22 protein-coding genes, 1 tRNA gene and 1 pseudogene are annotated in these 25,509 nt (G+C 62.3%); 10 read left to right on the top strand and 14 right to left on the bottom strand.

Annotation, left to right across the window (positions count from 1 at the left end):
• Positions 1-156: 156 nt before the first annotated feature.
• From NA645_RS11350 to NA645_RS11335, 4 genes are read right to left on the bottom strand one after another with little or no spacing between them, the layout of a single operon-like run.
• Positions 157-783 (bottom strand): ABC-type transport auxiliary lipoprotein family protein, encoded by a 627-nt coding sequence (locus NA645_RS11350; protein ID WP_256048896.1) that lies wholly within the window; start codon positions 781-783, stop codon positions 157-159.
• The gene (locus NA645_RS11345; protein ID WP_256048895.1) at positions 780-1,718 is read right to left on the bottom strand and encodes an MlaD family protein; all 939 of its coding nucleotides are present in this window, start codon (positions 1,716-1,718) and stop codon (positions 780-782) included. The genes NA645_RS11350 and NA645_RS11345 overlap by 4 nt, the downstream gene beginning before the upstream one ends.
• Positions 1,719-2,507 carry an ABC transporter ATP-binding protein gene (locus tag NA645_RS11340; RefSeq protein WP_256048894.1) on the bottom strand — a complete coding sequence of 263 codons (789 nt, stop codon included), beginning with the start codon at positions 2,505-2,507 and terminating at the stop codon, positions 1,719-1,721.
• Positions 2,504-3,646: an ABC transporter permease gene (locus tag NA645_RS11335; RefSeq protein ID WP_256048893.1), complete on the bottom strand. Its 1,143-nt coding sequence runs from the start codon at positions 3,644-3,646 to the stop codon at positions 2,504-2,506. The genes NA645_RS11340 and NA645_RS11335 overlap by 4 nt, the downstream gene beginning before the upstream one ends.
• Before the next feature lie 347 nt (positions 3,647-3,993).
• Between NA645_RS11335 and NA645_RS11330 the strand changes: the two genes are divergently transcribed.
• The 7 genes from NA645_RS11330 to NA645_RS11300 are packed head-to-tail and all read left to right on the top strand — an operon-like array spanning position 3,994 to position 10,861.
• Positions 3,994-4,401: a VanZ family protein gene (locus NA645_RS11330; protein ID WP_256049005.1), complete on the top strand. Its 408-nt coding sequence runs from the start codon at positions 3,994-3,996 to the stop codon at positions 4,399-4,401.
• 57 nt (positions 4,402-4,458) lie between these two features.
• Entirely contained in the window at positions 4,459-5,475 is a 1,017-nt protein-coding gene (gene coxB / locus NA645_RS11325) for a cytochrome c oxidase subunit II (RefSeq protein ID WP_256048892.1), read from the top strand.
• Positions 5,472-7,991, top strand: coding sequence for a cytochrome c oxidase subunit I (gene ctaD, locus NA645_RS11320; protein ID WP_256048891.1), 2,520 nt, complete (start codon positions 5,472-5,474; stop codon positions 7,989-7,991). Before coxB ends, ctaD begins: the two co-directional genes overlap by 4 nt.
• Positions 7,988-8,401 carry a hypothetical protein gene (locus tag NA645_RS11315; protein WP_256048890.1) on the top strand — a complete coding sequence of 138 codons (414 nt, stop codon included), beginning with the start codon at positions 7,988-7,990 and terminating at the stop codon, positions 8,399-8,401. The genes ctaD and NA645_RS11315 overlap by 4 nt, the downstream gene beginning before the upstream one ends.
• Positions 8,398-9,021, top strand: a complete 624-nt coding sequence (locus NA645_RS11310) for a cytochrome c oxidase assembly protein (protein WP_256048889.1) — start codon at positions 8,398-8,400, stop codon at positions 9,019-9,021. Before NA645_RS11315 ends, NA645_RS11310 begins: the two co-directional genes overlap by 4 nt.
• Positions 9,002-10,252, top strand: a complete 1,251-nt coding sequence (locus NA645_RS11305) for a c-type cytochrome (protein ID WP_256048888.1) — start codon at positions 9,002-9,004, stop codon at positions 10,250-10,252. The genes NA645_RS11310 and NA645_RS11305 overlap by 20 nt, the downstream gene beginning before the upstream one ends.
• Positions 10,253-10,255: 3 nt before the next feature.
• Complete coding sequence (locus NA645_RS11300) at positions 10,256-10,861, top strand: DedA family protein (protein WP_256048887.1); 606 nt, start codon at positions 10,256-10,258, stop codon at positions 10,859-10,861.
• Positions 10,862-11,190: 329 nt separating this feature from the next.
• On the opposite strand, the gene NA645_RS11295 is transcribed toward NA645_RS11300, so the two are convergent.
• The 3 genes from NA645_RS11295 to NA645_RS11285 are packed head-to-tail and all read right to left on the bottom strand — an operon-like array spanning position 11,191 to position 14,767.
• Complete coding sequence (locus tag NA645_RS11295) at positions 11,191-12,375, bottom strand: polysaccharide pyruvyl transferase family protein (protein WP_256048886.1); 1,185 nt, start codon at positions 12,373-12,375, stop codon at positions 11,191-11,193.
• 8 nt (positions 12,376-12,383) lie between these two features.
• Complete coding sequence (locus NA645_RS11290; RefSeq protein WP_256048885.1) at positions 12,384-13,442, bottom strand: nitroreductase family protein; 1,059 nt, start codon at positions 13,440-13,442, stop codon at positions 12,384-12,386.
• A complete protein-coding gene (locus tag NA645_RS11285; RefSeq protein WP_256048884.1) occupies positions 13,439-14,767 on the bottom strand; it encodes a flippase in 1,329 nt (442 codons plus the stop codon). Before NA645_RS11285 ends, NA645_RS11290 begins: the two co-directional genes overlap by 4 nt.
• 914 nt (positions 14,768-15,681) lie before the next feature.
• Here NA645_RS11285 and NA645_RS11280 point away from each other — a divergent pair.
• Positions 15,682-16,419 (top strand): 2OG-Fe(II) oxygenase, encoded by a 738-nt coding sequence (locus NA645_RS11280; protein ID WP_256048883.1) that lies wholly within the window; start codon positions 15,682-15,684, stop codon positions 16,417-16,419.
• A 153-nt stretch (positions 16,420-16,572) separates the two neighbouring features.
• On the opposite strand, the pseudogene NA645_RS11275 reads toward NA645_RS11280, so the two are convergent.
• A pseudogene (locus NA645_RS11275) lies at positions 16,573-18,790 on the bottom strand (OsmC domain/YcaO domain-containing protein).
• A 194-nt stretch (positions 18,791-18,984) separates the two neighbouring features.
• Positions 18,985-19,060 (bottom strand) — tRNA-Thr (locus NA645_RS11270).
• A 131-nt stretch (positions 19,061-19,191) separates the two neighbouring features.
• On the opposite strand from NA645_RS11270, the gene NA645_RS11265 reads away from it, so the two are divergent.
• Entirely contained in the window at positions 19,192-19,920 is a 729-nt protein-coding gene (locus tag NA645_RS11265) for a hypothetical protein (RefSeq protein WP_256048882.1), read from the top strand.
• Positions 19,921-20,063: 143 nt separating this feature from the next.
• Here NA645_RS11265 and NA645_RS11260 read toward each other — a convergent pair whose 3' ends face one another.
• From NA645_RS11260 to NA645_RS11250, 3 genes are all read right to left on the bottom strand, one after another.
• Positions 20,064-21,287, bottom strand: a complete 1,224-nt coding sequence (locus tag NA645_RS11260) for a methyltransferase (RefSeq protein ID WP_256048881.1) — start codon at positions 21,285-21,287, stop codon at positions 20,064-20,066.
• Between the two features lie 93 nt (positions 21,288-21,380).
• A complete protein-coding gene (locus NA645_RS11255; RefSeq protein WP_256048880.1) occupies positions 21,381-22,757 on the bottom strand; it encodes a TRAP transporter large permease in 1,377 nt (458 codons plus the stop codon).
• Positions 22,750-23,295, bottom strand: coding sequence for a TRAP transporter small permease subunit (locus NA645_RS11250; RefSeq protein WP_131649032.1), 546 nt, complete (start codon positions 23,293-23,295; stop codon positions 22,750-22,752). The genes NA645_RS11255 and NA645_RS11250 overlap by 8 nt, the downstream gene beginning before the upstream one ends.
• A 195-nt stretch (positions 23,296-23,490) precedes the next feature.
• Between NA645_RS11250 and NA645_RS11245 the strand changes: the two genes are divergently transcribed.
• On the top strand, positions 23,491-24,606 hold the full coding sequence (locus NA645_RS11245; RefSeq protein ID WP_256048879.1) for a TRAP transporter substrate-binding protein: 1,116 nt from the start codon (positions 23,491-23,493) through the stop codon (positions 24,604-24,606).
• Between the two features lie 66 nt (positions 24,607-24,672).
• Here the strand turns inward: NA645_RS11245 and NA645_RS11240 are convergent, their stop codons facing one another.
• Together NA645_RS11240 and NA645_RS11235 are read right to left on the bottom strand one after the other, a co-directional pair.
• Positions 24,673-25,098 carry an OsmC family protein gene (locus tag NA645_RS11240; protein WP_181103216.1) on the bottom strand — a complete coding sequence of 142 codons (426 nt, stop codon included), beginning with the start codon at positions 25,096-25,098 and terminating at the stop codon, positions 24,673-24,675.
• 94 nt (positions 25,099-25,192) lie between these two features.
• Complete coding sequence (locus tag NA645_RS11235; protein WP_131649029.1) at positions 25,193-25,501, bottom strand: DUF2388 domain-containing protein; 309 nt, start codon at positions 25,499-25,501, stop codon at positions 25,193-25,195.
• Positions 25,502-25,509: the final 8 nt, after the last annotated feature.

Here is a 25,509-nt window from a genome sequence, read left to right as displayed (position 1 = left end):
CCTTCAAAAGCTGATACGGCCCCGATTGAAAAGGGGCACTGACCGGCTGTTATCGTCGGGCCGCGCGCGAGCTGTAGCTGGTGCGATGAACGGTAGGGACGGGCGGGGCATACTCGGAGCACAACCCGCCTTGATAAGCAGGGGTAGCGGAGGCGCTCAGCCTTGCGGCAGTTGCCGTGCGTGGGAAAGGGTCCATTCGAGCACCTCGCGGCTCAGCGTGTCGCTGGCCTGGCCGAACGCCTCGACCACGCTTTCCACGCTGGGGTCGGCGCTGGGCTGGCGCACTTCGAAACGCCGGCTGGATAAGGTGTGCTGATCGTGCAGGTTCAACAGGCGCGCATCGAGGCGGATCACTATCTGCGGCTCACCGTCGACGTATTCGGTTTGAAAAGCGCGCAGATCGCTGTGCAGGCCGAGATCGGCGTAGAGGTTCACTTCTTCATTGCTCACCGAAGGCATGCGCCCGTCGCGCTGGAAGGCTTCGATCAGGCGATCGCGCAGCAGCATCGGCGCCGCATCGCTCCAGCGAGCACCCTGGTAGGCGCTGATCTGATTGCCTTGCGGCACCACGGCGATCCTCGAGCTGGAGAGGATGCGGCTGGCCTGCGGCGTATTGATGCGCAGCGCGTGCTGCAGCTCCGGCTCGCGGGGCTGCTGGGAGGTCGTCGCGGTCGGCAGCAGGAAGATTCGCAGGATTTCGGACTCAGGCAGGATCGAACACGCCGCGAGCGCCATGATCAGTCCGGACAGGGCGAGGCGGAACGAGGTTTGGCGAAGGCTCATGGGGTGAACTCCTGCAGTTTGTCGCGGCCGAGCAGGAAGCCACTCGGGTTGTCTTCCAGGCGCTGGGTTACCCGGCGCAACGCACCGAGGGTGCTGCGCAATTCGTTGATTGCCGGACCGAGGTCGTTGAAACCCTGCATGCCGTTGTTCAACGCACCCTGGTTTTCTTCGAGCAGCGTATCCAGGCGGGAGGTGGTGCGATCCAGCGCACTCATCGACTGCGCGGCACTGTCGAGCACGCTGCGGCCCTGATCGTCGAGCAGGCCGTTGGCATTGCGCGCCAGGCTCGACAGTTCATCCATGACGGTATTGGCCTGTTGGCTCAATTGATTGAACTGCTGCAGCGTCTGGGCCAGGTCGCCGCGCTGGTCGGACAGCACGCTGGTGGCCTGCTCCAGATGCTCCAGCGTGCGGCTGAGACGGTCGGTATTTTCTTCGGAAAAGATCTTGTTGGCGCTGAGCAGCAGGTTGTTGATGTTGCTCATCAGGTCTTCGCCGTTTTCTAGCAGCGCGCTGAGTGGGGATGGGTCGGCGATGATCAGCGGCGGTTCATCCCGGTTGCCTTCCAGGCGTGGGCTTTCCGGCTTGCCGCCGTGCAGCTGGATGACCATGCTGCCGGTGATGTTGGCCAGCGCCAGGCGGGCTTGAGTGTCGGTCTTGATCGGCGTGCCGCCATAGACGCGAATGCGCGCGCGGACCTTGCGCGGGTCTTCCGGATCGAGCCACAGGTCGGTGACATCGCCGACCTTGATGCCGCTGTATTCCACCGAGCTGCCGCTGGACAGACCGCTGACCGCCTGGCTGAAGCCAACGTCGTAATAGCTGTACTCGCGGTCGATGCTGGACTTGCCCAGCCACAACGCGAAGAGCAGCGCGCAGCCGACCGCGAGCACGGTGAACAGTCCAATCAGGACGTGGTGGGCACGGGTTTCCATTCAAGTAATCTCCAGTTTTTGCGCGGCATCCTGCGCGGCGCGGCCACGCGGGCCGTGAAAATAATCGCGAATCCAAGCGTCGTCCGTGGCAGCGACGGCCTCCAGGGTATCGACCGCCAGCACCCGTTTCTGCGCCAGCACCGCAACGCGGTCGCAGATGGTGTAGAGCGTGTCTAGGTCGTGGGTGACCAGAAATACGCTGAAACCCAGGGCATCGCGCAGGGTCAGGATCAGCTGATCGAAGGCCGCTGCGCCGATGGGATCGAGGCCTGCGGTGGGCTCGTCGAGGAACAGTACTTCCGGATCCAGCGCCAGGGCGCGAGCCAGGGCGGCGCGCTTGACCATGCCGCCGGACAGCTCGTCGGGGTACTTGCAGGCGGCGTCGGGCGGCAGCCCGGCCAGCGCCAGTTTCTGCCGGGCCAGATGCTCGGCATCGGCGCGCTTGAGCCCGGCGTGTTCGATTAATGGCAGGGCAACGTTCTCCTGCAGATTCAGCGAGGTGAATAGGGCGCCGCGCTGAAACAGCACGCCGAAGCGTCGTTCGATCTCTGAACGGCGCTCCGTCGACAGCTTAAGCAGGTTCTCGCCAAACACCTTGACGCTGCCGGCGTTGGGCTGACGCAGGCCGACGATGCTGCGCAGCAGGACCGATTTGCCGGTGCCGGAGCCACCGACCACGCCGAGAATTTCGCCGCGACGGATATCCAGGTCGAGATTGACGTGCACCGCCTGGCTGCCAAAGCGATTGACCAGGCCCCTGACCTGGATGACGGGTTGTTCCGTTCTCACCAGCCCATCTCCATGAAGAACAGCGCGGCGATGGCATCGAGCAGGATCACCATGAAGATCGACTGCACCACGCTGGAGGTGGTGTGTTCGCCCACCGACTGCGCGCTACCGCTGGCCTTGAAGCCTTCCAGACAGCCGATCACGGCGATCAGAAAGGCAAATACCGGCGCCTTGCCCAGGCCGACCAGAAAGTGGTTGATGGAGATGTCGCGCTGCAGGATGGTGAAGAACATCGCCGGCGAAATATCCAGCGCCAGCGAACAGACCACCAGCCCGCCGACGATGCCGCTGAGCATGCCGATGAAGGTCAGGATCGGCAGGGTAATCAGCATCGCCAGCACCCGTGGCAGCACCAGCAGCTCGATGGGGCTCAGGCCGATGGCGCGGATGGCGTCGATTTCCTCGTTGGCCTTCATCGCGCCGATCTGCGCGGCGAAGGCGCTGGCGGTGCGCCCGGCCAGCAGGATCGCGGCCAGCAACACGCCGAATTCACGCAGGAAGGAAAAGGCCACCAGGTTGACCGTGTAGATCGTCGCGCCGAAATCGGCCAGCACTGTGGCGCCGAGAAAGGCCACCACCGCGCCGACCAGAAAGGTCAGCAGGGCGACGATGGGAATGGCGTCCAGACCGGTCTGCTCGATGTGCGCGACCAGCGCGGTGATGCGCCAGCGGCGCGGGTTGAAGATGACGGTGAACAGCGTTTGCAGCGTCAGGCCGATGAAACCGAGCAAGGTGCGTTGCTGGTTCCAGACGCCGGCTACGCTGCGCCCGATATGCGCCAGCACGTCGGCCAGCCCGTTAGTTTCTGGTTCCTGTTTGGCTTGCGGTTGATCCAGCGCGGCGGCGACGGTCTGCAACAACGCCTGGCGTTCCGGTGGCAGTTGCGGCGCCCATTCCGGCAGGCTGGCGATGCGCGCCGAGCCGAGCAGCTCAACCAACAGCCCGGCGCCAGCGGTATCCAGATCGCCCATGGCATCGAGCTCGACGCGATCAACGTCAGTGACCTGATGGCGTGCCTGTTCGATCTCACGCCGCAGCGCCGCGTAATGCCGCAACGTCCAATCGCCTCCGATCGTCAGCGTGTCGCTGTTCGGGTGACGCTGCAATCTGCCGGGCGTAGACGTCGGTTGAGTCAACATTGTTTTCCATAGGCGATGGCGCCAGAGGCAAGTGCCCGGGCGCCGCGGCTTTTGACGATCCTATTCAGTGGGACCCTGCGATCGCGGTTCGGTTTAATGAAAGGCAATGGCCCAAAAGCAATGCCGGCTGACCCGCGCATGCTCACGACCGCCGAGCAATTAGTTGCAACTGGACGCGAACTATCGACCTTATTCAGCCTCCATAGCGTGCGAGCCGGGCAGCAGGCTCGGTACGTACCGCGTCACGCGGCTGCTATCTTACGCGCCGGCCAACATGGCCTCCATTTCCTCCCGTTCGGGTCCTGCTCACCCTTCACCCCGACCACTGCGAGAGTTTCCGTTTGCCTATGAATTGCTTGCGTGCGTTGCCCTTCATCGTGGTCCTGGGGGTCATCCTGTTCAGCGGGCTGCGGCCTGAACCCGTGCCGCAGGTGTTCGACCAACAGGACAAGCTGCACCACATGCTGGGCTTTGCGGCATTGACCTTCACGCTGCGCCTGGCCTTCCCGCAATGGCGGGTGGTCTGGACCGTTCTGGCCAGCCTTGGCGCGGCCTTGCTGATCGAGGTCGGTCAGAGCTTTCTGCCCAATCGCCAGGCATCGTCGGGCGACATGCTGGCCAATGCGGCGGGCGTGCTGCTGGGCTGGGGTTGTTCGCATCTGGCGTATCTCTGGTATCTGCGGCGTATCGGCGTCACCACCGATCCCGAAGCGTCCGAGGCGGCGGAGCGTATCGAGACTGCCACGCGGCCCTGAATCAACTTTTCCGTATGGTCGTAGGTCACACGCAATAGACTTTCGACGAGCCGGACCATGTGGCCTCTGCCGACCAACGACAACCCGCCTATGCGGCCCTGGCGACGCGGCTTCGCTCTGTTGCCCGTGGCGCTGTTGGTCGCCTGTGACGGTCAGCAGTCGACGCTGAACCCCGCCGGCACCGGTGCCGAACGCATCGCCGAACTCTTCTGGTGGATGTGCGGCGGCGGCCTGCTGATCTGGGCGCTGGTCATGGGCATCGCCTACTACGTCACCCGCGCGCACCCCGAAGCGCATGGCATTCGCAGCGCGCGCTGGCTGATCCTGGGCGGCGGAATCGTCTTTCCTGTCGTGGTGCTCACCGCGCTGCTGATCTACGGGCTGATGCTGATTCAGCCGCTACGCTCGACGGCCGATATCGACCTGCAGGTCGATGTCTCGGGCGAGCAGTGGTGGTGGCGGGTGCGCTACGAAACCGAGGCCGGCGACAAGGTGGAGCTGGCCAACGAGATTCGTCTGCCGGTCGGCCAGCGGGTGGCCTTCAGCCTGACCAGCCCGGACGTGATTCACTCGTTCTGGATTCCTTCGCTGGGCGGCAAGGTCGACATGATTCCCGGCCGCACCACTCAACTGGTGCTGGAACCGACGCGTACCGGCACCTTTCGTGGCGCCTGCGCCGAGTATTGCGGCACCGCGCATGCGCTGATGAATTTTCCCGTTGTGGTGATGGAGCCGGCGGCGTTCGACGATTGGCTCGCGGGGCAGGCTGAGCCGGCGCGAGCGCCAGACTCGGAATTGCAGCAAGCAGGCCAGCAGGCTTTTCTCGCCAACGGCTGCGGCGCCTGTCACAGCGTACGTGGCACGGAGGCCGACGGCACGCTCGGCCCCGATCTGACCCACGTCGGCAGCCGCCTGAGCCTGGGCGCGGGAACCTTGCCGGCGGATGTCGACGCCTTCCAGCGCTGGATCGGCCATACCGGCGAGATCAAGCCGGACGTGAGAATGCCCGCCTTCGGCATGTTGCCCGAAGAGCAGCTGAACGCCATGGCGCACTACCTGAGCGGACTGAAATGAGCGAGCCGATGGACGTGCACGACGAAACGCGCGCCAAGGCGCAGGCCGAACGCCTGGCCGCCGCCTGGAAGACGCCCACCGGCTGGCGCTACTGGTCAGCGGTAAACAACACCGAGGTCGGACTTTGGTACACCGGCGTGTCCTTTCTGTTCTTCCTCTTTGCCGGCGTACTGGCGCTGCTGATTCGCGCCCAGCTGGCGGTGCCGGATAACGATCTGCTGTCCGCCGAAACCTACAACCAGGTCTTCACGCTGCACGGCTCGGTGATGATGTTCCTGTTCGGCGTGCCGATCTTCGAGGCGTTTTCGATCCTCATCCTGCCGCAGATGCTCGGCGCGCGAGACCTGCCGTTTCCGCGACTGTCGGCCTACGGCTTCTGGTGCTTCATCATTGGCGGCGTGTTCGTCTGCGGCTCGATCTTCTTCGGCGTCGCGCCCCAGGGTGGATGGTTCATGTATCCGCCGCTGACCACCAGCTATCAGGAAGGACTCGGCGCGGATATCTGGCTGCTCGGGCTGTCGTTCATCGAAGTAGCGTCGATCGCGGCGGCGGTGGAGCTGATCGTCGGCGTGCTGAAGACGCGCCCGCCGGGCATGCGCATCAACCTGATTCCGCTGTACTGCTGGTACATCCTGGTGGTGGCGGGAATGATCCTGTTCGCCTTCCCGCCGCTGATCGCCGGCGACCTGCTATTCGAACTGGAGCGCGCCTTCGACTGGCCGTTCTTCGATCACACCCGCGGCGGTGATCCACTGCTGTGGCAGCACCTGTTCTGGATCTTCGGCCATCCAGAGGTGTACATCATCTTCCTGCCCGCCGTGGCGCTGGTGGCGACCATCGTGCCCACCGCCTCGCAACGGCCCATCGTCGGCTACAGCTTCATCGTGCTGGCGGCGGTGGGTACCGGCTTCATCAGCTTCGGGCTGTGGGTGCACCACATGTTCACCACCGGCATGCCGGGCATTTCGCTGGCGTTTTTCTCGGCGGCATCCGAGGCGGTGGCGATCCCCACCGGTGTGCAAATCTTCTGCTTTCTCGCCACGGCGCTGGCGGGACGGTTCGTCAAATCGGTGCCGATGCTGTTCGTCGCCGGTGCGTTGGCGATCTTCGTCCTCGGCGGCCTGACTGGAGTAATGGTGGCGCTGGCGCCGTTCGACTTCCAGGCGCACGACACCTACTTCATCGTCGCGCACCTGCACTATGTGCTGATTGGCGGCATGCTGTTTCCGGTGATCGCCGGGCTGTACTACTTCTTCCCGCTGGCGATGAGCAAGACGCTGTCGGACAAACTCGGGCGGATCGCCTTCTGGCTGATGTTCATCGGCTTCAACATTGGCTTCCTGCCGATGCACTTCACCGGCCTGCTAGGCATGCCGCGCCGCGTCTACACCTACGCGCCGGACATGGGTTTCGACGTGCTCAACATGGTCTCCACGGTTGGCGCCTTCATTCTGGCCGCCGGTGTTGCGGTGCTGGTCTGGGACGTGCTGCGACCCAAGGGCAAGCAGCCTTACAGCCCGCGCAACCCGTGGAATGCCGGCACCCTCGAATGGCTCGCGGAAATGCCCGGCAAGTCCTGGGGCGTGCGCTCGATTCCGATCATCAAGGGCCGCTATCCGCTGTGGGACCAGCCCAACCTGATGCGCGACGTCGACGCCGGGCGCTTCTATCTGGCGGACGCCGAGGAAGGCAAGCGCGAGACGCTGATCAGCAGCATCATCGATGCCGAGCCGATCCAGTGCCTGCGGGTGCCGGGGCCGACTTTCCTGGCCTTTTGGGCGGCGGTGTTCACCGGCGGGCTGTTCATCTTCGCGACCTACAGCTGGTATGTCGCGGCGTTGACCAGCGGTTTCCTGGCTTTGGTGACCATCCTCGTCTGGTTGTGGACCGGCACTGCGGTGATTCCGGAAAAACCGCGCAAGGACATCGGCCTGGACGTGTCGGTGCCGCTCTACGCCTCGGGCGCCAAGTCGGTGGGCTGGTGGGCCATGTTCATCACCATGATCGGCGACATGAGCGCCTTCGCCAGCCTGGTATTCGGCTACTTTTTCTTCTGGACGGTGCACGAGGATTTCCCTCCGGCGGATGCGGCCGGCCCCGGCATGCTCTGGCCGGCGATCGCGCTGGCGCTGGTGCTGGCCTCCTGGGGCCTGACCCTGATGGCGCGCCATTGCAACGGGCGCGATCAGGCAGCGGAATTTTATCTGGCGCTGGGGCTGGCGGCCCTGCTGACCATTGCCGGCGCCGGCGCGCTCTTCGCCGGGCCGCATTTCAGCGGGCTCGATCCGACCAGCAACGTCTACCCGGCGACCGTCTGGGTGCTGGTGCTCTGGTGTCTGCTGCACTTGGGCGTCGGCCTGATCATGCAGCTCTACGGTCTGGCACGGCGCGCCGCCGGGCGGATGACTGCCGAGCACGACATCGATATCCATAATGTCGCGTTGTACTGGCATTTCATGGCCATCACCGTTGGCGTGACCGTTGCGGTCATCGCCGGCTTCCCGGAGGTCGCATGAACGAGCGCGCCGAAACCCACCCGGAACTCCAGTCCGAAGTGCCGCCTGACGAGCACAACACGCTCTGGCTGTTGACCTTCGGGCCGACCATCTGGGCCGTGCATTTTCTGCTGTGCTATGTCGCCGCCGCGGTCTGGTGCGCCAAGGTTGCGGGGCGCACCGGGCCGCTGGGCGATCTGCGCCTGATCATCGGCGGGCTGACACTTTTGGCCCTCATCGGCATCGGCCTGACCGGCTGGCGCGGTTGGCGCATGCATACCTTCGGTCACGCCACGGCGCCCCATGATTTCGATACGCCCGCCGACCGCCATCGCTTTCTTGGCTTTTCGACGCTGCTGCTCAGTGGCCTGAGTTTCGTGGCCACGATTTTCGTCGCGCTGTGCGTGGTTTTCGTCAGGAGCTGCGAATGATCTGGCGCCCCTTGGCCTCGATGCTCGGCCTGGCCACGCTGGCGGCGGTCTGGCTCGGGCCGTTGCCGGCGATGGCGGATCGGATGTTCGTCGGGCACATGCTCATGCACGTGATGGTGGTGGCCGTCGCGGCACCGTTGCTGGCGATCGGACTCGCCGGGGGGCGGCTGGATATTTCCAGCCGCATGCCCGCGCTGTTCTCGCCGATCCTGGCTTCGGTAATCGAACTGTTCGTGGTCTGGGCCTGGCACATGCCGGCGCTGCACCACGCGGCCCGCACTTCGCAGGCCGCGCAGGTGCTGGAGCAGGGCAGCTATCTGTTCGTCGGATTGCTGGTGTGGCTGGCGGCATTTGGTGGCGTCCGGCATCGCCGCGCGCTGGCCGGCATCGCCGGGTTGCTGCTGACCTCGATGCACATGACGCTGCTCGGCGTGCTGCTGACGATGTCCAACCGACCGCTGTTCGAACACAGCGGCCTGTCGAGCCTGACGCCGCTCGAAGACCAGCAGATCGGCGGCGTGATCATGCTGGTATTCGGCGGCACGTCCTACCTGATCGGTGGGTTGTGTCTGCTCTTCGGCCTGCTACAGGACAAGCGCGATGCCGTTTCGCTCAGTTAGGCGAATCCTGCGGCTAGGTTCGTCGCGCCTGCGGCGCTGGCTGTGCTGGCTGTGCTGGCTGACGGGCGGGTCCTGGAAGCGCACGTTGGCGGCGGTGGCATTGATGGCGGCGCTCGCCGGCATGGGCGGTTTCGTGTTCGTCTCGCTGGGGCTGGTGTCGATCAGCGCCAGTTCCGGGCACTGGAAGGCCAGCGGCTGGTTGTTGCACTACGCCATGCGCCGCGCGGTGAGCACTCAGTCGATGGGCATCGAGGTGCCGCCGCTGGACGATCCGGCGCTGGTGCTCAAGGGCGCCGGGCATTACGAAACCGGTTGCGCTATTTGCCATGGCGCACCGGGGCGCGAGCGGTCGCCGATCGTGCGCGGGATGACGCCCGAACCGCCAACGCTGGCGCCGCGGATCAGGCAATGGGAGCCGCAGGAGCTGTTCTGGATCGTCAAGCACGGCATCAAATACACTGCCATGCCGGCCTGGCCGGCCGCCAACCGGGATGATGAAGTCTGGGCCATGGTGGCTTTTCTCCAGGCATTGCCAGAGATGTCCGAGCAGCGTTATCGCGAGCTCGCGCTGAATGTTCGCGCCGAGAATCGGGAATCCGCCAGCGCAGGACGCCTCGGATCACCGAAGGGTGCGCTGGAAACGGTGCTGGCTGATTGCAGCCGTTGCCACGGCGCGGATGGCGGCGGGCGCGGCGACGGTGCCGTCCCGCGACTGGCCGGGCAAAGCGAGGCCTATCTGCTCGGCACGTTGCAAGCCTACGCCAGTGGTAAGCGCCACAGCGGCATCATGCAACCGGTCGCTGCCGGACTCGAACCTCAGCTATTGAAGGCGGCTGCCAAGCATTATGCCGAGCTGTCAGTAACGGCCATCGCAGACGACTCCACCGTGGCGCCTGAAGTGCTTGCGCATGGCAAACGGCTGGCCGAACTCGGCATACCGGAGCGCGGCGTACCGTCATGCGTTCATTGCCATGGACCGAAACGTGCGCCGCGCAATCCGATGTATCCAGACATCGCCGGGCAGTACGCCCGCTATCTGAAGCAGCAGCTGGACCTGTTCACCGCCGGTAGCCGCGGCGGCAGCGAATACGTGCACATCATGCATAGCGCCGCGCAGCGCCTCACGCCTGAGCAGATACAGGCACTGGCGGATTACTATGCGTCGCTGCCGCCGGCGGAGATGGCGACATTGACTGCCGAGCCGGCCGCCACACTACAACCGCAGAGGTAATCGATGTTCGATAAGGTCGTGGAAATCGTTTCGGCGTTCGGCTACCTGGGCGTGTTCGCGCTCATGCTGCTGGAGAATATCTTTCCGCCGATTCCATCCGAACTGATCATGCCGCTGGCTGGTTTCGTGGCGGCGCGCGGTGAGCTGAATTTCGCCGGTGTGATCGTTGCGGGAACTGCCGGCTCGGTCGCGGGCGCGCTGCCCTGGTATTACGCCGGCGCCAAGCTCGGCCAGGAACGCATGAAGCGCCTCGCCAAGCGCTGGGGACATTGGCTGACGCTGTCGCCTGAGGACGTCGATGCGGCGAGCCGCTGGTTCGACCGACATGGCAAAAGTGCGGTGTTCGTCGGCCGTCTGGTGCCGGCGGTGCGCACCCTCATTTCGGTGCCGGCGGGTATCGTCGGCATGCCGATGGCGCTGTTTCTGCTCTATTCGACGCTGGGTTCGCTGGTCTGGACCGCGCTGCTGGCGCTGGCCGGCTTCCTGCTCGAATCGCAGTACGAGAAGGTCGCCGATTACATCGACCCGATCTCCACCGGCGTGGTGGTGGTGTTCGTCCTGTTTTACCTGTACCGGCTGATCCGCCAGCGCTCTGCCCGGCGTGATTGAGCAGGGCGGGCTGAAGCGGAGCGCCGCCCGGCCCACCACAAGCCCTGCAGACTGCCGGTAGGGTGGGCTTCAGCCCACCGTTTGCTCGTGCAAACAGGTTCTAATGCCGCCAAGGCTTGTTGCGGCTGGCTTCGTTACTGGTGGGCTAAAGCCCACCCTACAAGGGTGAAGCGGAGCGCCGCCCCAACCTACGCGCCCATGTAGGGTGGGCTTCAGCCCACCGTTCGCTCGTGCAAACAGGTTCTAACACCGCCAAGGCTTGTTGCGGCTTCCGCCTCAGCCCACCACATATTCAGCTGCAGTTCGACGCTTCGTCAGGCCTGCCGCGCTCAGGCGGCGCCAGCGGTTTCGCGGTCGGCCCGGCGGCTGCGCTGGCACTGGTCGATGACCGCGAAGACCTCCTGCCACATCCGCTCGGACTGTTGCTTGAGCTGATCGGTGCGGGCCTGAATCAGCGCTCTTATCCGCTCGGCGTCGTCGGTCACCAGATCGATCTTGCGTTCGATTTCCGCCTCGTCGGTCGTTACTTCGACCAGGCCCTCGGGGAAGCCGTAATCCTCGAACAGCATCTGATACTTGTGGCTCCAGCCCGTCGCCAGCGCCGGCACGCCTTGGGACAGGGCGCTGACCAGGCCATGAAAGCGGCTGCCGAGGGTGCCGCTACAGGCTCCGAGGATGCCTTTGATTTCCAGCGCACCACTTTCCTGAACGATCGGGATGCCGCCCACTGCCGTGGACAGTTGTTCGGCCAGCCGCTGGTCATCCTTGCCTTCGTGGACCAGCACGAAGGGCTTGGCATTCTTCTTCAGCAGATAGCGGGTGCAGGAGATCAGAAAAGGCAGGTACGCCTCGCGCGTCTTCTGGTCGGTCTTGTCGAGCATCCGGCAGTTGGGAACGATGCAGAAGCGGTTCTGTTCGACATCGAAGCCCGGTGGAAGCACGCCGGTGACCAGGTTGGTGAAATCCGGCGACTGCTTGATCTTGGCCTGCTCGCCGACCAGCCGGGTCAGGTGCTCGTAGGAGACGCGCTCGCGCGGGAAGATCAGGTCGACGTTGTCCACCACGGATTTCATCGCCGCCTGGTTCTTCTCCGATTCGAACGGCCCCAGCGCTTGGGGCAGTAGGATTACGCGGGTGCCTTTCTTCTTCCAGCGCTTGGTCGATTGCGCCAGTTCCGCACAGGGACTCTCGCCCCATTGATCGCTGTAGGCAAAGCCGGCGGCATCGATGACCACATCGACTTCCTTGTCCAGCACCACGCCGTACATCTCGCGCAGCGGGCGCGGCGCGAAGTTGGCCAGCGTGCCCCACTGGATGCCGTAGCGCCACAGCCACGCCTTGGGATAGAAGCCCAGCTGGACCAGCTTGCGGAAGGGCTGCTCGGCCTTCTTCGGCGTTGGCGCCATGACGTAGGTAGCGTCGGGATAGCGGGCTTTCAGCTTCTGCAGCGTCGCGTGCAGCATCAGCTCTGCGCCTTTATTGACGAAGCCTGCCTTTCGGATCTCGATAATCATCGCTTGCCTCAGTTGTATACGATCAGGTCTTGCTCGGTCTTCTTGTCCGAATAGGGGATCCCTCCAGTTGGATCGGCATAGCCCACCGCCAGCAACATCACCGTGCGCTCGTGGTAGGCCAGGCCCAGTTTTTTCGCCAGTCGGCGCTCTTTTTCTTCAACGTCCGGCCAGTTGATCGAACAGCTGGACAGGCCCAGGCTTTCCAGCGCGAGCATCAGCTGCATCGCTGCCAGCGAGCCGTCGATATAAATGACATGGCGGTCCCGCGCTTCGGGATAGCAGCCGAGATCGCCCACCACCGCGATCACGCAGGGCAGGTTGTCGTGAAAGCCCGCGGTGCCGCCGGCGCACTGGGCGACTTCCGCGGCCTTGGTCCGGTCGTTGCTGACGTAGAAGCGAAATGGCTGGCGGTTACAGGCAGAAGGCGCGAGCGCCGCGGCTCTGACCGCTTGCTCGATCAGCTCATTGGCGACCGGCTTGTCCTGATACCAACGCACCGAGCGACGGCGGCGGAACAGCACCATCAGTTCGTCATAACTGACCGGGCACGCCGGCAGCTGGCTATGCGGGTAGGGCACGCAACGGCTGGATTCATCGGGGCGTTGCGCGTCGGCAAAGGCCTGTTTAGCCGAGTCGATGCGCGGCGTGCTGCCGACTGCGGAGAAGTAATCGCCCAGCACATCGTTGGCCCAGCGCTGTTGACCGTTGGCCACCCCGGCCTGAGTCGCATCGGCGAAGCAGCGTACCGTCGGGCCGATGTAGTCCTCGGCGAAGGTGGAGCGGCGTGGGCGCATGATCAGGCCCTTCTCCAGGCGATGCACGTTGCGCCGCAGAAAGGCATCGTTCTCGCCTTTGCTGCGCATCAGCCGGGCGAACCGTAGGCGTCCCAGCAGCACCGCTCGGTGCTCGCGGTCGAACTCGCGGCTGATCAGGCAGTAATAAACAGAAGACAGGAAGCCATTGGCGGAGAACAGCCGGACCAGCGCCAGACGGGCGTTGTCTCGGGTGGCCTTGAGCGTGGTCTTGATCGGGTCGGGCAGGGCCTTGGCAAGTGATTTCAAGCTCATCGACTGGCTCCTACGGCGCTGAATGCATAACGGAATGGACTGAACATGGATTTGGTCATCATGTAGAACACCGGCCGGGTCTTCTTGTGCACCAGCAGCGCGGCGTAGGAGGCGACGGCATAGGAAATCAGGGTCGCCATGGCGGCACCTTCACCACCGTAATGGGGAATCAGCACCAGATTCAGACCGATATTGGCCAGCGCGCCGAGGCTCTGGGTGATCAGCGAAAACATCAGCGCACCCTCGATCAGGATCCAGCGGCTGAACGCCGCGCGCATGAAAATGAACACGCCACCCCAGATATGGATGGTGAGAATCGATGCGGAGTTTTGGTATTCGGCGCCGAACAGCAGTGCGATCATCGGCCCGGCGATGAGCGACACCAGCACCGCAACGGCGATGGCAAGAATGAACAGCACATCCAACAATTGCTGGAAACGCAGGTTGAAACGCGCCGCATCGGCCGCATGCAGCTTGATCAACTTGGGAAAGAAGGAGGCGACGATGGCCGTCGGCAGGAAATACCAGGCCTCGGAGAGCTGCGCGGCGACCGCATAAACGCCGACCTCTTCGGCGCCGACCATCCACTTGAGCATCACCTGATCGATCTTCATGTAGATCACCGCGAAGATCGAGCCGAGGTAAATGATCCAGCCCTGGCTGAGCAGCTCCTTCGCCTTGGCGAAACTGGCTTTCCAGCTCATCAGCGAGACGGTCGTCGTGCCCTTGTAGAGCATCGCCAGAATCACTGCGGCAAGCACGAACTGCGCGGTATGGGCAAAGGCAAACGCCACCACGCCGGCACCGCCAAGGGCCAGCAACAGCTTGAGACCGGCCGACAGCAAAATCGCAGTGGATTTAGCGATCGCCGGGTACTTGGCCTGCACCTGCGATTGGAACCAGTACTCGACCACATCGAAGGTCTGAAAAAAGATCGCCGTGGAGACGATCAACAGCATCCAGAATTCGGTGCCGCCGATTTCTTCGAACAGCAGCGAATAGATGAGGATCAGCGTGAAGCCGATGGTCATCCCGGTCAGCTTCAGCACGAAGGTGGTGCCGAGTGTTTCCGGTATTTTATCCGGCTGCTGGACCACCTCTCGCACCACCAGCCCGGCGAGGCCCATATGCCCCGCGGAGGCGAAGATGGCCGTCATCGAAATCGCGTAGGAGAGGATGCCGAACTGCTCCGGTCCCAGATACCGCGCCAGCAGTATCGCCGTGAGAAAACCTACGCCGATGTGTAAAAGCCGCTCCGCCATCATCCAGGAGGCGTTGAAGAGGTAGAGCTTGAGCTTGTTGAAAAGAGTATGGATCGCTGTCATCGAATGGCCTAACTCCTCAAGGCTGCTGGCTCCGTGGTGGCAGTCATATGCCCGGTTTGTTGCGCTGGAGTGCGGCGACGCTCAGCTGACCCCAGTAACCCCCTCATGTTCCGGTGATGTGCGGAACGGAAATGTATCGAGACCGTTACCAATGTTCGGCGCCGTTGCTGCCTGGCCAATGGCTATGCCGACCGAACCCAGCATTCGCGGCATGTGCGGGCTAAAGCGCCTGGCGGGGCGTGCGGGCTTGGAAAAACAGGATTCCGCCGACCTGCGGAGCGCGCCCCGATCAGCGGTACCGTCACAAAGACGAGCCCTGGCCTATCGTGCCGCTTAATCCTGGTGGCCTTTTCATTTCAAAAGTTGAACTTTTGCCATCACACCTGCTCTTAACCCTGCGCCGCTTGTTAGCCGCTCCATAACCCGTTTCGACGCGTCATGGATCGCCTAGCACGGCGCACGGCCCGCCACGTTCGGGCCGTCGGCAAAGCTGCCGCGAAGGATCTCGCAAGCGCCTGGATGGGCGTAGGGAATCGCCGCTTGGAGCGGCTCAAAAGGAACAGGACTCAGCGCCAAACAGAAAAGCCCCGCATCGTTTGATGCGGGGCTTTTTTGTATGTGTTGCCCCCGGGAGCGTCAGACAGCAATCCTGACGACGTTGCCGGCTATGCGTTCCGGCGGGCTTCGTACCTGCTTCCTCTTTCAATGCCATCATCGAGCCCGGCTTCGAAAGCCAGAACTGGCATACAGGGGCAGGCGCACCTGGTCACACTAGGGCCAACCCGGCATAACGTGGACTAGCGCGATCTAAGCCTTACGCCGAAAAGACCGCCGTTTCCCCGTCGTTGCTGAGCGTTGAATTGACCAGGCCTTGGCTGCACATGACGAGCACTCTGCAGGGAGAACTCAGAACAATGGCTGACCCAGTAGGCGACTCGAGCGCTGAGAGGATCGCACAGCGGCTTTGTGGTTACGATTGGCCGCAGGCCATAGACGACTTGGATTCGCGCGGTCACACCGTCTTAAGTAGCCTACTGTCGCTGAGTGAATGCGAGTGGCTCGCCGGATTGTATGAGCGTGACGACTGTTTTCGGAGCCGAGTCGTCATGCAGCGTCACGGTTTTGGCCGTGGCGAATACAAGTATTTTGGTTACCCGCTCGTGCCGTACATATCCCAGCTGAGGGCGGCGCTCTATCCCCGTTTAGTGCCGATAGCCAACCGCTGGAATCAGGCATTACGCCTTTGCGTACGTTATCCACTGGAATTGGCCGATTTCGTTGCAGGGTGCCACGCTGCTGGACAGCCGCGGCCTACGCCTCTGCTACTGCGGTACGGCCAGGGCGGTTACAACTGCCTGCATCAGGACGTCTATGCAGAGCACTTCTTTTCTCTGCAGGCCACGGTTTTGCTGTCTCGGCCGGGCATTGATTTCACCGGTGGCGAGTTCGTATTGACCGAGCAACGTCCCAGGATGCAGTCGCGCGTAGAAGTCGTCCCCCTCGAACAAGGAGACGCTGTGGTGTTTGCCGTTCAACATCGACCGGTTCTTGGAAAACGGGGCTTTTATCGAGTCAAGATGCGTCACGGGGTCAGCCGGGTCCGCTCTGGAAACCGCTACGCGACAGGGATCATCTTTCACGATGCGCCGTGACAATCGCTACTCTGCGGCGCCGGATGCCGGGCCTGACAGGCCGGGCAATTACGATGCACAAGCACGCCCTGCTTGGCGAAGGCCTACAAAAAAGCCAGGCGCTGCCTGGCTTTCTCATACACGAACAGGGTGCATGAACTGCGCCACAAGCGGTTAGCGAGCCAGCGCCGCAGCACTTGCCCGGGCGCTATGCAGCTTCTTGTAGCTTTCGATCAAGCGCAGGTGCCTGTCGAGGCCTTCCAGTTTCATGCTGGTCGGCGTCAAGCCGAAGAAGCGAACGTTGCCGTTCACCGAACCGATTGCAGCGTCCATCCGCTCATTGCCAAACATTCTGCGGAAGTTGACTTCGTAGTCGGCCAGCTCAAGTTCGTCGTCCAGTTGTATTTCAAGTACTACATTCACGGCCTGATAGAACAAGCCGCGTTCGACGGTGTTGTCGTTGAACTGCAGGAAGGTTTCCACCAGCTCTTTCGCTTCATCGTATTGCTGCAGGGCAAGATAGATCAGCAGCTTCAGCTCAAGGATGGTTAGCTGGCCCCAAGCGGTGTTGTCGTCAAACTCGATACCGATCAAGGTAGTGATGTCGGTGTAATCATCCAGTTCGCTTTCGACCAATCGCTCGACCAGTGCACGCAATTCGTCATTGCCCAGGCGATGCAGATTCAGGATGTCTTCGCGAAAGAACAGCGCCTTGTTGGTGTTATCCCAGATCAAATCGTCGACCGGGTAAATCTCCGAATAATCCGGCACCAGAATACGGCAAGCGGTTGCGCCTAGCTGGTCATATACCGCCATGTACACTTCCTTGCCCATGGCTTCGAGAATGCCAAACAACGTGGCGGCTTCCTCGGCGTTGGCGCTTTCTTTTTCACTGGAGCCGCCCTGGCTCGAAAAATCCCACTCAACGAACTCGAAATCTGCCTTGGCACTGAAGAAGCGCCACGACACGACTCCGCTGGAATCGATGAAGTGCTCAACGAAGTTGTTCGGTTCCGTTAACGCGTAGCCTTCGAAAGTCGGCTGTGGCAGATCGTTCAGCCCTTCAAAACTGCGGCCTTGCAGCAGCTCCGTCAGGCTGCGCTCGAGTGCTACTTCCAAACTGGGGTGCGCGCCGAACGAGGCAAACACACCGCCGGTACGCGGGTTCATCAAGGTGACGCACATCACCGGAAATTCCCCGCCCAGCGACGCATCCTTCACCAGCACTGGAAAGCCCTGTTCTTCCAGGCCCTGGATACCCGCCAAGATGCCCGGATATTTCGCCAGCACCTCTTGCGGCACATCGGGCAGGGCAAGTTCGCCTTCAAGGATTTGGCGCTTTACCGCACGCTCGAAGATTTCCGACAGGCATTGCACCTTTGCTTCGGCCAACGTATTTCCAGCACTCATGCCGTTGCTGAGGTACAGGTTCTCAATGAGGTTGGACGGGAAGTACACGGTTTCGCCATCCGACTGACGTACGAAGGGCAGCGAGCAGATGCCGCGCGCTTCGTTGCCGGAGTTGGTGTCGATCAGGTGCGACCCACGCAGTTCGCCATCGGGGTTGTAGACGTTGAGGCAGTACTCGTCGAGAATCTCTGCGGGCAGCGCATCGTTGCGGCCAGGCTTGAACCAGCGTTCGTTCGGGTAATGTACGAACGGCGCGTCGGCGATCTCTTGGCCCCAGAACTGATCGTTGTAAAAGAAATTGCAATTGAGCCGCTCGATGAATTCGCCCAGCGCCGAGGCCAGGGCGGCTTCTTTCGTAGCGCCCTTGCCATTGGTGAAGCACATCGGCGACTGCGCATCTCGGATGTGCAGCGACCACACGTTGGGGACGATATTGCGCCAGGAGGCAATCTCGATCTTCATGCCGAGGTCCGCCAGAATGGCCGACATGTTGGCGATGGTCTGTTCCAGCGGGAGATCCTTGCCAGCGATATAAGTGCTGACGTCAGGGTCCGTATAGCATCAACAGCGCCTGGGCGTCGGCATCGAGGTTGTCGACTTCTTCGATGACGAACTCAGGTCCGGTTTGCACCACCTTTTTTACGGTGCAGCGGTCAATGGAACGCAGAATGCCCTGGCGGTCCTTGTCGGAAATATCCGCCGGCAACTCGACCTGAATCTTGAAAATCTGGTTGTAGCGGTTTTCTGGGTCAACAATATTGTTCTGGGAAAGGCGGATGTTGTCCGTAGGGATATCGCGCGTCTGGCAGTACAACTTCACAAAGTAAGCTGCGCACAAAGCTGACGAGGCCAGAAAGTAATCGAACGGGCCCGGTGCAGAGCCATCGCCTTTGTAACGGATGGGTTGATCGGCCACCACCGTGAAGTCATCGAACTTGGCTTCAAGCCGAAGGTTGTCGAGAAAATTAACCTTGATTTCCATGCGGGATTCCCTCAAGGGCTCTGCCAACAAATCTCGACGATGCGGAGCCTCGTCTGAAGTCTGGAGCGGACCTGTGGTTTCGGCTGCGGTAGCGAAGAGGCGCGGGGGATGATTCCGCTTAGCCGTTTATCGACGCCGTTTTGCGTACGACAGAAAAAACAAAGGCCTGCATTGCTGCAAGCCTTTGTTTTGTATGGTGCCGGCACCAAGAGTCGAACTCGGGACCTACTGATTACAAGTCAGTTGCTCTACCAGCTGAGCTATACCGGCTAAAAGATGGGCGCCATTATAGCGATTGCTCGCCGCGAGTAAACTGTTTGTTAGCAGTTGTTTTGCATGACTTTATCCGGTGATTGCGTGCGGCTCTTTCGAGCGCTGCACGCAGCATCAGATTGCGCGGCGTGAGTTCGGAAGGGCAAAGGTGCGTACGCGGCGGGCATACCTCGCCCCGCACTGGCTGGAGCAGTGCGCTGGAATTCCGCCGCGACACCGGGGCCGAGCGCCGCCGCCAGTGGCTGACGACCAACCGCCTGCTGCACAAGCTGGACGAGTCCTGGCGCATCGCCGGCCGCCTCAACTACTCGGACACCCAGGATCAGCTGGATGCCCAGCAGGGCGCGCGTTTTATCGAATCCAATGTCGGCTTCGCCTGGCGTCCGGTGGACAACGTGCGCTGGGCCGCGCTCGGCAAGTACACCTATCTGTACGACCGCTCGACGCTCGACCAGATCGACTCGTCCTCGCAGTACGACCAGCGTTCCCACGTGTTCGCGCTCGAAGGCACCTACCGCTTCGACCAGCGCTGGGAATTCGCTGGCAAGATGGCCCAGCGCCTCGGCGAGGCACGGGCTGGGCGCGATCAGGGCGAGTGGTTCGACAGCCGGGCGCGCTTCAGCGCTGTGCAGGGCCGCTACCGCCTGCAAGGTGCCTGGAGCGCGCTGGGCGAGTACCGCTGGCTGGATGTGAAGGACGGCGGTACTCGCCAGGGTTGGCTGGTTGGCGTCGACCGCGACGTTGGCGAGAACTTCCGTGTCGGTGCCGGCTACAACTTCACCGACTTCAGCGACGATCTGACCCGCCTGGATTACCGCTACCAGGGCTGGTTCCTCAACTTCGTCGGCTTCTACTGATCGACGGAGCGGTTTCCCGACGCCGGTCTGCTTGATGGGCCGGCTGACAGGTGCGTGGGTGATGCAAGATCACTCGAAGGCTCAGCTATTTGCGTTCATCGGGAAGCCCCATGTTGCGGGACGTTCGCATGATGCCGCTCGGGCTACAAGCGACCGGCCCGCTCTGCAATCAGCATCAGGTTGCGCGGGGTCAGCTCGGAAGGGCAGAAGGTGCCGAGCCATACTGCATAGCCGTTTTCGGCGAGCAGCAGGGCGCGGTCGAGCAGCAGCCAGAGTTCCAGTGGTCGACGGAACAGGCCACGCAGCAGTTCCAGGTTGCGTACTTCCGCAAGGCGCTGCCAGCCGCGTCGTTCAAGCGCGTTCCAGTCCATTGTGGGCGGTTCGGGTAGGGCTTTCATCTCTGCCAGATCGCGGCAGTACTGCTCGAAGCTTTTCTTCAACCAGCTGGTCGGCAGTGACGGTGTTGGCAGGTAAGCGTCCTCACCGCGCAGCTCACGCTGAAGCAGGTCGAAGCCCAGGCGCCAGGCCATGGAATGGTCGCGCTGACGGCGTTCGCGGGCGCCGGCTGTCACCGTTTCGCTCAGAGGGAGGCCAAGGTCGTCGCGCGATAAGGTGAGCGCCGACCGTGCGGCCAGTTGCGACAGCGGCTGATAGTGGTCGGTCTGGACGCGGTTGTAGCAGCAGGGTGCGATCGCCAGCTGACGGCAATGCTGGGTGATGCTCAGGTCGATCAAGCGTACGTGCAGGTCGCCGCAGGCATGCAGCGCCACGGGGGTTACGGTCGGGTCGAGCCATGCGGCTGCGCCATCGCTCATCACGTCCTGCTGGCAATGCTGCGCACCCACGCCCAGCCGCTGGCTGAGCACATTGCCCGCTGCGACCAGGGCCGGGTCCCATTCCAGACAGGTCAAGCTATCGTCGGCACTGGCGAGCCACCGGCCAAGGTGGCCTTTGCCTGCGCACCAGTCGAGCCAGTGTCGAGGCGCTTCGGTGAACGCCAATGCTGAGCCGAATGCCTGGATTTGCAGCCATTTGCGCCCGGGTACGTCGACCGATTGTCGTGAGTCGATTGGGTGATGTGGTGCATGAGGCAGTTCGTCCACGTGGCTCAACGCAACGGCTTGTGCGGCCAGTTGCGGAAACGGCGCGGGCGCTGACAGATCGGCTGGGTGGTTGTGCGCCGCTTCGGCTGCTTCCAGCGAACGGCCACGTAGCCAGCGCGCCAGCTCGGGATGATCTGTTTCCCACGCGAGGTGGTGCTGAGTGAACGGTCGCGGTTGCCACAGCGGCTGATGTCGCAGCAAGAACGCGTCGAGTTGCTCGAAGCGTTCGGAAAGGTGCGAGTAGCTGGAAAATCGAATAGGCATGGGCGCTCGGCGATGACGGCTTCGCGCCTATGATCGCGCCTAAACCCTCAGCCGAAAAGCGAGACGCCCGTCGAAACGGGCGTCTGCGTGCTGCTATTTGCCGTAAATCTGCTCGGGCAGCCAGGTGACCAATCCGGGGAACTGGTAAGCGATCACCAGCAGCAGCAGCTGGATCAGGATGAACGGCACCACACCTTTGTAAATCGTGCTGGTGGGCACTGATTTCGGTGTCACGCCGCGCAAGTAGAACAGGGCGAAACCGAAGGGCGGAGTGAGGAACGAGGTCTGCAGGTTCAGTGCGATCATCACGCCGAGCCACACCGGATCCAGACCCATTGCCAGCAGCACCGGGCCAACGATCGGCACCACCACGAAGGTGATCTCGATGAAGTCTAAGATGAAGCCCAGCAGGAATATCACCACCATGACCAAGAAGAACGCGCCGAGCACGCCGCCTGGCAGCTGTGCGAACACATCTTCGATCAGTGCTTCGCCGCCGAAGCCGCGGAACACCAGCGAGAACAGCGAAGCGCCGATCAGGATCAGAAACACCATTGCGGTGATTTCGGTGGTGCCGTAGGCGACATCGCGCAGCTGGCCGAAATTCAGTTTGCCCTTGTAGAAGGCCAGAATCATCGCGCCCAGCGCGCCGAGAGCCGCGGCCTCGGTGGGCGTTGCGTAGCCCGCGAGGATCGAGCCGAGCACCGCGCTGATCAGCAGCAGCGGAGGCACCAACGCGTTGATCAGCTTGCCCCACTCGATCGGGCCGAGTTCTTCCTGCGGCAAGGCCGGAAGCTTCTTCGGCTGCAGCACGGCAACGGCGATGATGTAGAGGATATACAGGCCGACCAGCAGCAGGCCGGGGAGCAACGCGCCAATGAACAGATCGCCGACCGAGACGGTCTTCGGCGAGAAGATGCCCATCTTCAGCTGCGCCTGCTGATAGGCGCTGGACATCACGTCACCCAGCAGTACCAGTACGATCGAAGGCGGAATGATCTGGCCCAGGGTGCCGGTGGCGGCGAGTGTGCCGGTGGAGATGGCCGGATCGTAGCCGCGGCGCAGCATGGTTGGCAGCGCCAGCAGACCCATGGTCACAACCGTAGCGCCGACGATACCGGTGCTGGCGGCGAGCAGTGCGCCCACCACGCACACGGAAATCGCCAAGCCGCCACGCAGGGTGCCGAACAGCCGCGACATGGACTCGAGCAGGTCTTCGGCCACTCGGCTTTTTTCCAGCATTACCCCCATGAACACGAAGAGCGGCACGGCCAGCATCGTCTGGTTGTTCATGATGCCGAACAGGCGGTTTGGCAAAGCGCTCAGGTAGCCGGCATCGAAAGTGCCGGTGAGGACGCCAATGCCGGCGAACAGCAGCGAGACGCCACCCAGGGTGAAGGCCACCGGGTAGCCGGTCATCAATGCCACGCAAATGCTGACGAACAGCAGTATCGCCATCAACTCAGCCATGCTTCACCTCCGGCTCCGGCAGGCGTCCGGCAACGATGTAAGCAGCCTTGATGATTTCCGATATGCCTTGCAGGGCCAGGCTGACAACCAGAACCAGGATGATGCTCTTCTGTAGAAAAACGAGTTTCAGGCCGCCCGTTTCGCTGGAAGCTTCCAGCGTCGCCCAGGAATTGCCGACGTAATCCCAGCTGGCCCAGCCGAGAAACAGGCAGACGGGCAAGAGAAACAGAAGGGTTCCGAGCACTTCGACCAAGGCCTGGTAGCGGGGGCTGAACCGCTGGTAGAAGATGTCGACGCGAACATGGCCGTTGCGTTGCAGGACCCAGGCGGCGGCGCCCATGAAGACCAGTGCGTGGGCATAGAGAACGGCTTCTTGCAGGGCGGTTGCGCCAATACCGAAGCCATAGCGCAGCACCACTACCAAGGCTGTGCCGAGGACCAGAAACAGGGTCAGCCAGGCGCAGGCCTGACCGAAGCGGGCGTTCGCAGCGTCGATAAAGTGTGCGACACCGAGCAAGGGAGGGGCATGTTTCGACATGGCAGATCCTTTATTGTTATGGCCCAGACGGCCGGCGATTCTAGGCGTCGCCGCGACAAGGCCGCAACCAGCAGTACTACGTACGTAGTCGCTATACGTAGTCGCGGCGCTTGAGCGAAAGATAGCCATATGATAGCTAGAACCACCTGAGTACGGCATTCCGATATTCAGCATTACAACAACAAGGAGTTACCCATGAAACGTCGTCAAATTCTGGCCGCCGCGGGCGTTGGCCTGGCTGCTACAGCACTGGCCGGCTGCAATAAGGAAGCCGAGACCGCTGCCCCATCCGAAGGCAGTGCAAGCGAAGGCAGCGCAAGTACCGAGAAATTCAACTGGAAGATGGTCACCTCCTGGCCGAAGAACTTCCCGGGCGTGGGCGTCGGTGCTGAGAACTTCGCCAAGCTGGTCAATGAGATGAGCAGTGGCCGCCTGACGGTTAAGGTTTATGCCGCTGGTGAGCTGGTGCCGGCGTTGGAAGTATTCGATGCCGTCTCTCGCGGTACCGCCGAAATGGGACATGGCGCCCCCTACTACTGGAAAGGCAAGGTTCCGGCGGCGCAGTTCTTCTGCGCACTTCCGTTCGGTCCGAATGCCCAGGAAATGAACGCCTGGCTGCATTACGGCGGCGGCATGAAACTGTGGGAAGAGGTTTACAAGCCGTACGGTGTTCTGCCCATGGCGTGCGGCGCGACCGGCGTGCAGACCGCTGGCTGGTTCAACAAGGAAATCAATTCGGTCCAGGATTTCGAGGGCCTGAAGATGCGTACCCCGGGCCTGGGCGGCGAAGTGCTGACCAAGATGGGCGGCACCGTGGTCAACATGCCTGCCGGGGAGATTTTCACCGCGCTGCAGACTGGCGCCATCGACGCCACCGAGTGGATCGGCCCGTACAACGACCTGGCCCTGGGCCTGCACAAGGCATCGAAGTACTACTACACGCCCGGCTGGCAGGAGCCGAACGTGACCTTCGAGCTGGACGTCAATCTCAAGGCCTGGGAAACCCTGCCGGACGACCTCAAGGCCATCGTTCGAGCTGCGGCCCGTGCGGTCAACGGCGACATGCTCGACGACTACAACGCGAAGAACATGGAAGCGCTCGAACAACTTCGCGAGCAGGGCGTCGAAGTTCGCCGTCTGCCGGATGACGTGCTGGCGCGCCTGAAGGAAGTGGCCGCCGAAGTGGTCGATGCATCCGCCGCTGCAGACCCGGTTGCCGCCAAGGTCTGGGAACAGCAGAGCGCCTATCTCAAGCGTCTGTACGAATATGCCGAGCTGAACGAGAAGGACATCTACAACATTCGTGGCTGATGGTCGCAAGCCGTCTGAAACGAAAACGCCGCCCGATGGGCGGCGTTTTCGTTTCAACCTGCCGAATCAGCTTTCCAGCGTCGCGCTCAGGCTGATCTGCGCGTTGAGGACCTTGGATACCGGGCAGCCTTCCTTCGCCTGATTGGCGATCTGCTGAAACTGGCTTTCATCGGCGCCGGGGACTTTGGCTTTCAGCGTCAGGGCGATGGCCGTGATGGAAAAGCCTTCGCCATCCTTGTCCAGGGTGACTTCGGCGGTGGTATCGATGCGCTCGGCGGTGAGGCCGGCCTGCCCAAGCATCATCGACAACGCCATCGAGAAACAGCCGGCATGAGCCGCGCCGATGAGTTCCTCGGGATTGGTGCCGGGTGCGTCTTCGAAACGGGTGTTGAAGCCGTAGGGATTGTCCTTCAGTGCGCCGCTCTGGGTGCTGATGGTGCCTTTGCCGCTTTTCAGGTCACCTTGCCAGACGGCGGATGCGGTTTTTTTCATGGGTTCCTCCGGATGCCTAGAGTTTGAACGAATGGCGATGCCGGTCGCGGTGCCGTGTCAGGCAATGCGCCCGGGCTTTCGGCTAGCCTGCTTGCTACTGCTGTTCGGCTGCGAGAATGGCGCTCGCTAGCTGCATATCACTGGCCTGCAGCTCGGGTTGCTCGCTGCGCATCTTCAGCAGCATCGCTTCCAGATAGGGGCCGCGAATGGCGCCATCGCTGGCCACGAAACTGCCCGCATCTTCACGTGCGGCGGCGACCAGCTTGTCGTCGCGGAAGGTCATGTAGGTAGAGGCAGTGGTCGCGCCCGAAGAGAGAATCTGTCGGACGAAATCGCCGTCGGCCATTGCAGCGCCAAAGGGGACACAGCTCAAGGTGATTGCCGCCAGTATTGATTTGCGCATGATGGGTG

Source organism: Stutzerimonas stutzeri, assembly GCF_024448955.1.
Taxonomy (GTDB): Bacteria; Pseudomonadota; Gammaproteobacteria; order Pseudomonadales; family Pseudomonadaceae; genus Stutzerimonas; species Stutzerimonas stutzeri_AQ.
Note: the sequence above shows the minus strand (reverse complement) of the source record. Positions and strands in the feature narration are given on the sequence as shown.